This is a genomic window from Gemmiger sp. (assembly GCF_057431175.1).
In genome coordinates, this window is sequence record NZ_DBMDDV010000002.1 from 48,062 (window position 1) to 61,302 (window position 13,241).

The following is a 13,241-nucleotide window of genomic DNA, read 5'->3' on the forward strand; positions in this document are numbered from 1 at the left end:
CTTCCCCCTCGGGGGGAAGCCTTACCTAAAAACGCCTGTGTACCGCATAGCAAAGCGCGGTGCACAGGCGTTTTGGATTATTTGCGATATTTCGCCAGCGTTTTTATGACCAGCTCGGTTTCCAGGGGCTTGGTCAGGTGCTCGTTCATACCGGCCTCGTAGGCACGGCGGCGGTCCTCGGCAAAGGCGTTGGCAGTCGTAGCTAAAATCGGGATGCGCCCGGCGTCGGGGCGATCCAGCCTGCGAATGGTTCGCGTCGCTGTGTAGCCGTCCATCACCGGCATCATCACATCCATTAAAATCGCGTCAAACTCGCCGGGCCGGGATGCGGCAAAAATGTCCACGGCCTCCTGCCCATTGCGGGCAGCAGTGACGGTGGCCCCGGCGTTTTCCAATAGGAACTGGGCAATTTCCAGGTTCAGGTCGTTGTCCTCGGCCAGCAGGATGTTCACACCCTGCAAGGTGGCGTCGTCGGCGAGCTTTTCCGTCTCGGGCTGGGGCGCGGCGCTGGGGTCGATTTCCAGCGGCAGCGTGATGTAGTAGGTCGTACCGACGCCCTGCCGGCTCTCAAACGTGATGGTGCCGCCCATCTTGTCCGCCAGGCTCTTGGCGATGGGCATACCCAGTCCGGTGCCGCCGTAGGTCGAGCGGGCGTCCAGAACCTCCTGGGTGAACGGCTCAAAGATGTGCTTCTGGAATTCCTCGCTCATGCCGATGCCGGTGTCGGCGCAAGTGAACTTGACCCAGGCGGTCTTGCCGTCGCAGCGTTCCTCCCGCAGGGTCATAGTGATGGTGCCGTTGTCCTTGTTGTACTTGACGGCGTTGCTCATAATGTTCATCATCAGCCGCTTTACGTGGATCGGGCTGCCGATGAGATCGGGGTGGGGCAGATCGATGTCGTCGCAGAGTATGCGGATGCCGCGCCCGGCGGCCTGCTTTTCCAGCACATCCTGCAACCCGGTCAGCAGCTTGACCATGTTGAAAGGCCGGTGTTCGAGCACGACCTCACCGGATTCCAGCTTGCCCATGTCCAAAACTTCATTGACGAGCTCCAGCAAAAAGCCCGAGGCGTCCCAGATTTTGCGGCGGCACTCGGCCTGTTTGGCCATATCGTCGGCGTAGTGGTCGCCAATCTCCACCATGCCCCGGATGCCGTTGATGGGCGTGCGGATGTCATGGCTCATCCGCTGCAAGAACTCGGTCTTGGCAACGTTGGCGGCCTCAGCCTTGCGGGCGGCCTTTTCCAGCGATTTTTGGTAGGCTTTCTCCTGCAGAAGCTTTTCCTCCTGATAGGAGTGCATCGTGCGGCGGCGCACCAATTCAATCAAAAGAATAATGAGGGTGTAGGAAATCACTACAAAGATGATGTTCTTGGGCGTTGTGGTAAAGACGGCGGCCTCCGGCAAAAAGGCGTAGACGTAGTAGTCGAGGCCCTTCTCGGTGTAGCCGAAGTAGCCGCTGGTGCCCATGCCGGTGTCACGTACATAGACCATCCTGTCATAGACGCCGCGCTGCTTGATGAGCTGCAGCGGTGCGACCTCGTCGGTGGAAAGCCCCAGCAGGCTTTCATCGTTGGCGGCAATGATTTTATTGCCGCTGGCCACGGCCAGCGTGCCGTCCGTAGCGATATGGAAGCCGGAAACCAAATGCTGGTATGACAATTTGTAAGTGTGGACATACTCGGCGGGGGTGTGGTAGAACGCAACAATGATGCAGTCGGCCCCCTCGCGGGCTGAGGCGGCAATATCCAAAAAGGAGTCATCCCCGCAGACGAGGCGCACAGCGTAGGTCTTTTTCGGGTGGTCGGCCACATCCAAAAGGGAATCGGTCGTCAGCACCTTGTTCAACAGGGGCAGCAGGGCCTCCTCCTTGCAGTAGCTTTTGGTGATCTGTCCATCCCGGGAGAGAAGCAGCAGCCCGGTCAGGTAGTGGTTCTCGACGAAGTGCGGTAAGACGTCCTCTGCAGCGGGGTAAAGGTCGTCGGGCTTTTCGGTGAGGTACCAGATATCCCGGGCGCACTGCTGGGCGCTTTCGGTCACGCGCAGCAGGCTCTTGGCCTCGGATGCCAGATTCAGGCTGCTGTAATCGGCACACTGTTCCTTGATGTAATCCACGCGGGTGGACAGCGCATCCTCGGCTGTGGCGATGTCGGTGTTGGCCGAGTAAAAAGAGATGGAGACGAGCAGCAGCACCCCGATCAGCACGGACAGCAGCCAGAACCCATTGAGACGGGGCAGACGTTTAGCGGCCATAGTCCACCTCCAGATATTTGTCCGGGTCGGGCAGGTACTTAGCCAGGATAGCCCGGGTCGTGCCGTCGGTGCGCATATCGGCCAGGGCAGCGTTCAGCGCGGTATCCAGCCCGCGGTCATCGTTCAGGGCAAAGGCCACGCCCAGCCCCACCACCTGCAAAGGCTCGTCCAGGATGCGGTACTCGATGCCGAAATCCGACATGAACTGCAAAATCGAGGTCTCATGGGCGGCCACAGCGTCGGCGTAGCCCTTGCTCAGATAGGCGTAGATCAGCTCGCGTTTCTGCATCGAGAGCAGGGCGCGGATCTCGGGGATGCGGGGATCGCCGCCATCCAGAAACAGCGCTTCCGGCTTGGTGGTGGCCTGCACGGCGACAGTCTTGCCCGCCAGGTCGGCCAGGGTTTCAATATCACTGCCCGGCATGACGGCCACGACCTGGCGGCTGACCATGTACGGCCCGGCCCAGCGGTACTCATCCTCGCGCCCGTCGATGGAAAAGCTGCCCCACAGGCAGTCGACGGTGCCATTCTCTACCAACTCTTTTTTGTCGACCCAGTCGATGGTGACGAACTGCGCCTTATAGCCCATGCGGCGGAATGCCTCGGTGGCAAGCTCCACATCGATGCCGGTGGGTTGGCCGTCGGCGCTCAGGTAGTTGAAGGGCGGGTAGCTGTCACTGCCGATGACGATGGTGGGCAGGTCAGCATCCGGGTCGGCTGTGGCGGCCCGCGCGGCGCAGCCCGCCAGCAGGCAGACGGCCAGGCAGAGCACGGCCAGCAAAAACAGCAGTCTGGGGCGGTGGTGCTTCATACGCAAAGATCCTCTATATTGGTTGGAATATTACAGAGAGTAACACTTTGGGAAAATAATATTTATTGTAGCATCGGACGCCGATACAGTCAAGAAAGGCAGCTGCATGATTTGACAAAAAATAGAAGAAACTTTACGGCGGCCAGGGGACTGGCCGCCCTGCAGCCTTTGCAAACCACATCATACCAGGATATGCGTCGCCTGTGCCGATCAGCCGCGTTTGTTTCGGCAAAACAGTTGCCCCGGTGCGGGTGTGATGTTATAATAGCAATAACAATGTAAAATTTTGCCATCACAGCGGAAAGGAGCGGAAGATGAACAACGTCACACGCAGCATTTTCCGCGCCATCCATGAGGGCAAGTGGCTCAGCATCGAGTACAAAAACCAGCAGACCCAGCAGACAAAATACTGGGTCGCCGTCAAGGGGCTGAACCCCCGCACCCGCACGCTGACGGTGGACGGCCTGCACCTGAAACTGCTGACCGTCCAGGACCTGACCATCCACATTGACCGCATCCAGGCAGCCGAAGTTGTGGACGGCTCCTGGTGCCCGGTGAATGAGACCCTCGTTGCCGATATCCGGGATAATCCCGGCAAATACACAGCGCTGTTCGCAAACTCGGCCAATCTGCGGGTGCTGGACTACCTGGCCGCCTGCAACCGGCTGGATGCCACGCCCTACCAGACCAATTACAGCCTCGTCCACGCCATCGACGCGGATCGATTTGACGAGGGGACCGAGGACGCCATCGAGCTGGGGGACGACCAGTTCCGGGAGCTGGTGCAGCGGTTCCAGCGCCGGGTGGATGACCGCAGGCAGAACGCCGCCCGGCCCAGTCTGCCGCAGCTGGGGCTGAACCTTATCAGCATAAACACCAACAAAGGGCTGTATGTGCTGGCTTATCGCCCGCTGCGGCTGGATGTGCGCCGCCGCACGCTGCGGGCCGACGCCGACCCGGTCATCTGCCGGGAGTTCACCATCAACGGCGCAAAGCTGAGCATCCATCAATTTCTGGACGCCGACGACCACGCGCTGCTGGACGACTTTTACAAAAATCAGGAGACCATCAAGGATCGTATCACCCGGGGCAACCCGCAGGTGCGCGGCGTGGACGATATGCCCTACCTGATCGCCATTGGGCGCGACTGCCCGGTGGATTTGGAGCACGAGTACCGCGGCATCCTCAATATGTTCGAGGATCCCTCCGGCGAGACGGTCACCGCACCGCTGCGGGCTTTCTTTGGCGAGATGACGGCCCGGCCCCGACGCCGCAAATCCTACCCGCTGGCGCTGCTGAACAACAAAGTCAACCTGGACCAGCTGCTTGCCATCAACAATGCCATGCGCTATCCCCTGGCCTATGTGCAGGGGCCGCCGGGCACCGGCAAGACCAACACCATCGTCAACACGCTGACTACGGCGTTTTTCAACGAGCGCACGGTGCTTTTTGCCAGTTACAACAATCACCCGATTGACGGCGTGGTGGAAAAATTGCAGCAGATCGACTACCACGGCCATACGGTGCCCTTCCCGATTCTGCGGCTTGGCAACGCCGAAAAGACCGCCGAAGCGCTGCGGACCATCGCCAAATTGTATGACCAGTGCATCCAGCTCCCGGTGCCGGAAAAGCTGCTGGACAAAAACCACGCCGACCGCACAGCCCGCGCCAAACAGCTGACCGAGCTGCTGGAACGCTATGAGCGGGTGCTTGACCTGCGGGAGCGCAAGGAGACCATCGAGCGCCTGCTGGAAGCCCGCAGCCAGATGAACTTCCGCTTTGAGCTGGAGGCCGGGCAGCTGCCCCAAGTCAACCGCGAGCTGGCCGTCTACGGCGATATTGACACCGCCGACGCCATGGCCCTGCTGGACCGCAACGAGGGCGAACTTTTGCGCTACCTCTACTACACGTCGGTGCAGTACATCCGCCGCCTGGCCGAACCGAAATATGAGGATTTGATGGAGATTGTCCGCAGCGCCGACAACGATAAGGAGAAGGCAGCGACTTTCAACAAGTACATCTCCGAGCCGGAAAACCTGAAAAAGCTGCTGCGCGTTTTCCCCATCGTGGCAACGACCTGTATCTCCGCCCACCGCCTGGGCGACCCCGAGCCGAGCTTTGATATGGTCATTATGGACGAAGCCAGCCAGTGCAACACGGCCATGTCGCTGGTGCCGATTCTGCGCGGCCGGTCGCTGATGCTTGTCGGCGACCCGCAGCAGCTTTCCCCGGTTATTCTGCTGGACCCCGCCGACAACAAGGCCCTGCGCCGCAAGTACAGCGTGACCGAGGAATACGACTACATCGAAAACTCGATTTACAAGTGTTTCCTGGCCTGCGACGCCGTCAGTGACGAGACGCTGTTAAGCTACCACTACCGGTGCAGCCCGCGCATCATTGAGTTCAACAACCGCAAATACTACAACCACAAGCTGCACATTGCCAGCCAGGAGCACAACCCCGAGCCGCTGGTCTATGTGGATGTGCCCGACAACACCACCGACGAGCGCAACACTGCCCCGCAGGAGGTGCGCCGCATCGACGCCTACTTGAGCCGCCACCCGGATAAGCAGGTGGGCATCATCACGCCGTTTGCGCGGCAGCGTGCCGCCATTGAGGCGATGCTGCGGGCCAACCACTACGACAACGCCAGCTGCGGCACAGTACACGCATTCCAGGGCGACGAGAAGGATGTGGTCATCTTCTCACTGGCGCTGACCGACCAGACCCGGGAAAAGACCTACGCCTGGCTGAAAACCAACAAGGAGCTTATCAACGTGGCGACCTCCCGTGCGCGGGATCAGCTTGTCATCCTGTCCAGCCAGAAGGAACTGGACCGCCTGCACGCGGGCGCGGTGGATGATGATATCTACGAGTTGGTGCAGTACGTGCGCACCAACGGCGTGTCTGACGTGACCGAGAAGCCCGCCGCCAGCCGGGCACTGGGCATCAAGCCGTACAGCACCAGGACCGAGGACGCCTTTTTGGAGAACCTGAACCACGCGCTGGACAACGCTTTCCTGGACGGCAGCCGCTGCACCGTGCGCAAGGAAGTCCCCATTGCCCAGGTGTTTGAGAATAACCCCAGCTACACAGATCTGTTTTACACCGGGCGGTTTGATTTTGTCGTCTACCAGCGGGAGGGCCGCCGCCTGATGCCGATCCTAGCCATTGAGCTGGACGGCCGCGAGCACCGCGACGACCCCGCCGTCCAGCGCCGTGACCGCAAGAAGGAGCAGATCTGCCGTGAGCACGGGTTTGAGCTGATCCGCGTGGAGAACAGCTATGCGAGACGGTATAATTATATTAAAAGTATTTTGATAAATTACTTCAGGAAAGTGCCGTAACGCCCGCCCCCAGCCCTGCACAAAAAAGACCTGCATCCCATCAGGACGCAGGTCTTTTTTGCTGCGGCTTACCGCCAATGAAACGTGACCATGCCGTACACATAAATAAACGCAATGGCACAGGGCACAAAATACCGGAACACAGGTTTCATCCAGGGCTGCACTTTCAGCCCTTTGCCGGTGTTGGCCTCGTTTACAAAATTCTCCCAGCCCCAGCCGAAGCGGTTGCAGCAGAAGAGAGCTAAAACCAGCGTTCCCAGCGGCAGAACGTTGTTGCTGACGATGAAATCCCAGAAATCCAGCCATGCGCTGCCCGGCGCAAAAGGCTGGAAGTGCAGTACGCTGTACCCCAGCGCTGTCGTCAGCGCCAACAGAAAGATGCCCGCGCCGCAGACCACACAGCCTTTCGGGCGTGTCCAGCCGGTCAGCTCGCGCACCATGGCCAGGATGTTCTCGCAGACGCCCAGCACGGTAGACAGCGCCGCAAACACCATGAACAGAAAGAACAGTGCGCCCCACCAGCGGCCCCCGGCCATGTTGTTGAAAACACCGGCCATCGTGTCAAACAGCAGGCTTGGCCCGGCAGTGACTTCCAGCCCGTAGGTGAAGCAGGCCGGGAAGATGATGATGCCCGCCAGCACCGCCACAAAGGTGTCCAGCGCGATGATGTGCAGCGACTCGCCCATGAGGGAGCGCTCCTTGCCGATGTAGCTGCCGAAGATTGCCATGCCGCCCATGCCGACGGACAGCGAAAAAAACGCCTGGTTCATGGCCGCCACGATGACGCTGCCGTCGATTTTGGAAAAATCCGGCACAAGGTAGAACCGCAGCCCCTCGGCGGCTCCGGCAAAGGTCAGGCTGTGGATGGCCAGCACCAGCATCAGCACCAGCAGCGCTGTCATCATGTACTTGGTCACGCGTTCCAACCCGCCCTGCAAGTTGAAGCTGAGCAGTACGAACGCCGCCACGACCACCGCAAACAGATAGGTCACGTTGACTTTCGGGTCGGCGAGCATCTGCGCAAAGCCGAAATCGGCGTTGTCCCCAGTCAGAAATTTGACAAAATAGTACAAAATCCAGCCGGTGACGACCGTGTAAAACGCCATGATGGCAATGTTGCCAATCAGGCTGAATACGCCGAACACGCCCCACTTGTGGCCGGGCTTTTCCAGCCGCTGGTACATATAAATGGGGCTTGCCTGCGCCGCGCGGCCCACGGCCAGCTCCATGACCATGGCGGGCAGGCCCAGCACCAAAAGGCAGAGGATGTACAGCAGCATAAAGCTGCCGCCGCCGTTCTGGCCGCACATCCAGGGAAATTTCCATACATTGCCGCAGCCGATGGCGCACCCGGCGGACAGCATGATAAAGCCCAGGCGGCTGCCCAGGCGCTCGCGTTTGTTCATTGGCTCGTTTCCTTTTCGGTCGTGATGGTTATGCAGACGATCTCGGTGCGGCCCTGGGTGCGGAACTTGTAGCCCCAGGTGCCGGTGCCGCCGCTGACGATGGCATCGCAGCGGTCTGTGATATGTTTTCTGCCGTAGTTGCGCTCGTTTTTGGCAGCCATGCCCACCGCACCCGCAGGCCAGACCTGCCCGCCGTGGGTGTGGCCGCTCAGGATCAGATCGGCCCCCGCTGCGGCGGCGTTCTTAAAGTCCCGCGGCTCGTGGTCAAGCCAGACCGTGTAGCGGTCGTCCGGGCCGGTGGGCATCAGCTGCGCAGCCGTAAAGCGGCTGCCGTTGGTGTATAGGTGATCCTTGCGGCCTACGATGCGCACGCCGCAGGACAGCGTGATGGCGGTGTCCTCCAGAATGCGGACACCCGCTGCGGCAAAGGCGCGCTCCAGCTCGGCGCGGCCAAAACTCGGCTCCCGCCAGTGGTGAAACAGGTCGTGGTTGCCCAGCACATAGTATTTGCCCAAGGGGGCATCGATCTCGCCGAAGAACTGGCAGAAGGCGTCGAAATCCTCTTTCTCGGTGTACTCGTCGAAGATGTCGCCGGTCAGCACCAGCAGATCCGGCTGGCAGGCCGCGACTTTCTCCCGCAGTTCCGGGATGCGGGTGCGGTCCATGGCCGCGCAGGCCCGGGGGTGTACGTCGCTGATCTGTACGATACGCAGCTGACCATTGGGCAAGGCTTTCTGCGTTGTCAGGTTATATTTTGTGGTACACAGCCGCAGCGCCCGGCGGCGGCCCCACCACATGATAAACCCGGTCAGCAGCCACGGCGTTATGCCGCCCAGCCAAAAAATATGCCAAACAGTCAGCGGCGCACCGCCGACACGCCGCAGCACCAGCCCGATGCCGGTGCCGATGCAGTAGAAGGTGACGAGATGCCCGACAAAGACGATGCCAAGGCCCAGCGGGTCCCGGCTGATATAAGCCAGCAGCGCCATCAGCACCAGCGGCAGGCCGTAGTACAGCACCGGCCACTGGGCCACAAGCTGCAACGGCGGCAGCTGTAAAAAGTTGAGATACAGCAAAATATCCAGCGCCGCCTGGCCCAAGCGGGGAAGGACAAATTGAAAGAATGGATGATACATGGTGTCAGCCTTTGTTGTGAGAATGCCTTCCCCCTTGGGGGAAGGTGTCTGCGGTCCCGCCCGCAGACGGATGAGGGGCGGAGATACCGTGATTACCCATACAGGGGATAGTATGGCAAAGTTCGCCCCTCATCAGTCCGCTTCGCGGCCAGCTTCAGTCTCCGTGCCAAGTGCCGCCTACGGCGGTTGCACTCCGACACGCGCCTGCGGGCGCAGCCCCACGGGGAAGCCTTTTTAACAAAAATTCCCCCGCACCTCGCGGTACGGGGGCTGAATTTTACTTTTTACTGTTCCTTCGCCTTAATCGCCGCATCAATCGCTCTTGCAGCCTCTTTACCGGCACCCATGGCCAGAATGACCGTGGCGGCACCGGTGACAGCGTCGCCGCCGGCGTAGACCATCGGGCGGCTCGTCAGGCCGTCGGGACCGTTGGTGATCAGGCAGCCGTGCTTGTCGGCGTCCAGACCCGGCGTGGTGGAGCGGATCAGCGGGTTGGGGCTGGTACCCAGCGCCATGATCATCGTATCAACGTCCAGAACGAACTCGCTGCCTTCCTTGACGAGGGGGCGGCGGCGACCGGAGGCGTCCGGCTCACCCAGTTCCATTTCGACGCAGGTCATACCCTTGACCCAGCCGTTCTCGTCACCCAGCACCTCCGTCGGGTTCGTCAGCGTCTTAAAGACGATGCCCTCCTCCTCGGCGTGCTCGACCTCTTCTTTACGGGCAGGCAGCTCGGCCATGCCGCGGCGGTAGACGATGTAGACATTCTCGGCACCCAGACGCTTGGCGCAGCGGGCGGCGTCCATGGCAACATTGCCGCCGCCGACGACGGCGACAGACTTGCTCTTCATGATGGGCGTGCGGGAATCCTCCTTGTACGCCTTCATCAGGTTGACGCGGGTCAGGTACTCGTTGGCAGAGTAAACACCGTTCAGGCTCTCGCCGGGGATGCCCATAAAGCGGGGCAGACCGGCGCCGGAGGCAACATAGACGGCCTCAAAGCCGTAGTCGTTCATCAGCTCGTCAATGGTCAGGACTTTACCGATGACCATGTTCGTCTCGATGTCCACGCCCAGCTCCTTCAGGCCCTCGACCTCGTGCTGGACGATGTCCTTGGGCAGACGGAACTCGGGGATGCCGTACATCAACACGCCGCCCGCAACGTGCAGGGCCTCGTAGACGGTGACTTTGTAGCCCAGCTTGGCCAGATCGCCCGCGACGGTCAAGCCGGAGGGGCCAGCGCCGATGACAGCGACCTTGTGGCCATTGGGCGCGGGGGCGGTGGGCTTGGTATGTACGTTGTTGCGGTACCAGTCGGCGACAAAGCGCTCCAAGCGGCCAATGCCGACGGCCTCGCCCTTGATGCCGCGGACGCACTTGCCTTCGCACTGGTGCTCCTGCGGGCAGACACGGCCGCAGACGGCGGGCAGCGCGCTGGACTGCGCAATGACGTTGTAGGCGGCCTCAAAGTCGCCCTCGGCCACATGCTTGATGAAGCCGGGAATATCAATTTCAACGGGGCAGCCGCTGCGGCAGGGGTGGTTCTTGCACTGCAGGCAGCGCTTGGCCTCGTTCACGGCCATCTCCTCGGTGTAGCCAAGGGCGACCTCTTTAAAGTTTTTGTTGCGGACGTTCGGCTCCTGGCTGGGCATGGGGCACTTTTTCGGGTCCATGTTCGGCATAATTACTGCACCTCCTGCTTCAGCAAATTACACTCGGCCTCGCGGGCGTGGGCCTCAAAGGGCTTGTACATCGTGCCGCGGTGCATAGCCTCGTCAAAATCGACCTCAAAGCCGTCAAAGTCGGGGCCGTCCACGCAGGCAAACTTGGTCTGCCCGCCCACGGTCAGGCGGCAGCCGCCGCACATGCCGGTGCCGTCCACCATAATGGGGTTCATCGACACAACGGTCTTGACATTGTGGGGCTTGGTCGTCTTGACGACAAATTTCATCATGATCAGGGGTCCGATAGTAATGACCTCGTCAAAGTTGGCGCCCTCGATGATTTTCTTGTCCAGCGGCGCAGTGACAACACCCTTTTCGCCGTAGGAGCCGTCGTCGGTCATGATGATAAACTCATCGCAGCAGGCGCGGAACTCGTCCTCGAGAATGACAAGATCCTTGTTGCGGAAGCCGACAATGCCGGTGACCTTGGTGCCCTGCTCGTGCAGCGCCTGGGCAATGGGCAGCGCAATGGCGCAGCCCACGCCGCCGCCGACGACGCAGACGTTTTTCAGGCCCTCGATCTCGGTGGCCTTGCCCAAGGGGCCGACAAAATCGTGCACAGCTTCGCCCTCTTTGAGGGAGTTGAGCTGCATGGTACCTGCGCCGACGACCTGGAAAATGATGGAAACGGTGCCAGCCTCACGGTCAAAGCCGGCAATGGTCAGGGGGATACGCTCAGAATCTTCCTTGGCACGGACGATGATGAACTGGCCGGCCTTCGCCTTTTTGGCGATGAGCGGCGCATGGATCCAGAGTTCGGTCACGGTGGGGTTCAGCTCCCGCCGTTTGATGATAGTAAACAAAGCGATCTCTCCTTCTCTTTGTTTTTATATTTATACATTTATATTGTAGCGTATTTCCGCGAAAATGTAAAGATGAAATATCTGTTAGAATGAGAAGAGAAAAAGCAGGAATGTGCAGGTGGGGAAAGGGGGCTTTCCGCTGTAAAAACCAAAAAAACGAGACGGCCACTGCCCCGTCTCGTTTTTTTTAAAAAGAAGGAGAAAAACAGAACGTCTCGCCGGCGCCTGAATGCGAACGGAACCACCCCTCTACAAGTGATACCCTCCCTACGGATTCGGCAGGGCGCTCTGGTATTCTTCTTCTTCACTTTTCGCTCGGAAGCTCTCGCTTTCGATGCTCTTATAGTACACCTTTTTTGTCGAATTTGCAAGATGCGTACTTGTACAATGTGCTGTAAAGCGCGGTAGTTGTTTTGTGCATATTGCACAATCGTTCATAGAAATGTCATAGAAAAAGCGCTTGCGGCATCGTAAACCGCAAGCGCAAGAAAGTTTCTTTAATTTGTTTCTGAATATGGATTATTCGACCGGGACGATCCAGCCCTTGGTGTCAGGCAGCTTGCCCCACTGGATGCCGGTCAGGGTGTCGTACAGTTTCTGGGTCAGCTCGCCGATCTTGCCGCCGCTGATGTGGGCAACCTTGCCCTCCCAGTCCAGCTCCTTGACAGGGGAAACGACCGCGGCTGTGCCGGTGCCAAAGACCTCCTCCAGCTTGCCCTCGTCGGCAGCCTTCATGATGTCGGCAATGGCGACGCGCTCCTCATGGACTTTGTAGCCCCAGTCTTTCAGCAGCTCGATGATGGAGCGGCGGGTGACGCCGGGCAGAACGGTACCCACGCAGGGAGCGGTGTAAATCTCGCCGTCTATCTTGAACATGATGTTCATGGAGCCGACTTCCTCGACGTACTTCTTCTCGACACCGTCCAGCCACAGGACCTGGGAGAAGCCGCGCTCCTCAGCCAGCTCACCAGCCTTGATAGAAGCAGCGTAGTTGCCGCCGCACTTGGTAAAGCCGGTCAGGCCCGGGGCGGCGCGGATGTACTCATCCTCGACATAGATGCGGACAGGGTCCAGACCCTCGGCGTAGTACGCACCGGAAGGTGCGCAGATGATGGCAAAGCGGTAATGCTTGGCGGCGTGGACGCCCAGGCCCACATCGGTAGCGATGCAGAAGGGGCGGATGTAAAGGGATGCACCGTCAGAATGGGGCACCCAGTCGCGGTCAACATCGACCAGTGCCTTGACAGCCTGGACGAAATCCTCCGGCGGGATGGGGGGCATGCCCAGACGGTCCGCAGAATCATTGAAACGGTTCGCGTTGCACTCGGGGCGGAACAGCTGGATCTTGCCCTCGGCGGTACGGTAGGCCTTCATGCCTTCAAAAATTTCCTGGGCATAGTGGAACACGGTGGTAGCCGGGTCCATCTCCCACGGGCCATAGGGGACGATGCGGGCATCATGCCAGCCTTCGCCTGCGGTATAGTCCATCAGGAACATATGGTCGCTGAACTTTTTGCCAAAGCCGAGCTTGGACTCGTCCTGCGGTTTTTCTTTCGGATGGGTTGTTTTGGTGATTTTGATATCCAACATTTTTCGCACTCTCCCTTTATATTCAAGCGCACCGCCGCACAGCAGTGCGGGTGATGATTAAGCCTATTATAGCGCTGTAAAGTGGCAAGTGCAACCCCTTATTTACATTTTGTGAATTTTATGTTGCGGAAAATGCAAGGACAGTTTTCCCCGGCTTTCCACCGTTTTCCAC

8 protein-coding genes are annotated in these 13,241 nt (G+C 59.6%); 1 reads left to right on the forward strand and 7 read right to left on the reverse strand.

The features are described from left to right. Positions 1-77 precede the first annotated feature (77 nt). Both ACZO0A_RS01375 and ACZO0A_RS01380 read right to left on the reverse strand, forming a co-directional pair. Entirely contained in the window at positions 78-2,252 is a 2,175-nt protein-coding gene (locus ACZO0A_RS01375; protein WP_302375698.1) for an ATP-binding protein, read from the reverse strand. After that, a complete protein-coding gene (locus ACZO0A_RS01380; RefSeq protein WP_215691812.1) occupies positions 2,242-3,063 on the reverse strand; it encodes a substrate-binding periplasmic protein in 822 nt (273 codons plus the stop codon). The genes ACZO0A_RS01375 and ACZO0A_RS01380 overlap by 11 nt, the downstream gene beginning before the upstream one ends. Positions 3,064-3,377: 314 nt before the next feature. Between ACZO0A_RS01380 and ACZO0A_RS01385 the strand changes: the two genes are divergently transcribed. Then, on the forward strand, positions 3,378-6,410 hold the full coding sequence (locus ACZO0A_RS01385; protein WP_302375696.1) for an AAA domain-containing protein: 3,033 nt from the start codon (positions 3,378-3,380) through the stop codon (positions 6,408-6,410). A 68-nt stretch (positions 6,411-6,478) separates the two neighbouring features. On the opposite strand, the gene ACZO0A_RS01390 is transcribed toward ACZO0A_RS01385, so the two are convergent. The 5 genes from ACZO0A_RS01390 to ACZO0A_RS01410 all read right to left on the reverse strand — a co-directional run bounded on the left by ACZO0A_RS01390 (position 6,479) and on the right by ACZO0A_RS01410 (position 13,069). Further along, on the reverse strand, positions 6,479-7,816 hold the full coding sequence (locus tag ACZO0A_RS01390; RefSeq protein ID WP_302375694.1) for a sodium-dependent transporter: 1,338 nt from the start codon (positions 7,814-7,816) through the stop codon (positions 6,479-6,481). Then, positions 7,813-8,952: a metallophosphoesterase gene (locus ACZO0A_RS01395; RefSeq protein WP_302375692.1), complete on the reverse strand. Its 1,140-nt coding sequence runs from the start codon at positions 8,950-8,952 to the stop codon at positions 7,813-7,815. The genes ACZO0A_RS01390 and ACZO0A_RS01395 overlap by 4 nt, the downstream gene beginning before the upstream one ends. Before the next feature lie 284 nt (positions 8,953-9,236). Beyond that, positions 9,237-10,634 carry an NADPH-dependent glutamate synthase gene (gene gltA, locus ACZO0A_RS01400; RefSeq protein WP_302375690.1) on the reverse strand — a complete coding sequence of 466 codons (1,398 nt, stop codon included), beginning with the start codon at positions 10,632-10,634 and terminating at the stop codon, positions 9,237-9,239. A 2-nt stretch (positions 10,635-10,636) separates the two neighbouring features. Continuing rightward, the gene (locus tag ACZO0A_RS01405) at positions 10,637-11,479 is read right to left on the reverse strand and encodes a sulfide/dihydroorotate dehydrogenase-like FAD/NAD-binding protein (RefSeq protein ID WP_302375688.1); all 843 of its coding nucleotides are present in this window, start codon (positions 11,477-11,479) and stop codon (positions 10,637-10,639) included. A 519-nt stretch (positions 11,480-11,998) separates the two neighbouring features. Next, positions 11,999-13,069: a branched-chain amino acid aminotransferase gene (locus tag ACZO0A_RS01410; protein WP_215690552.1), complete on the reverse strand. Its 1,071-nt coding sequence runs from the start codon at positions 13,067-13,069 to the stop codon at positions 11,999-12,001. Positions 13,070-13,241: the final 172 nt, after the last annotated feature.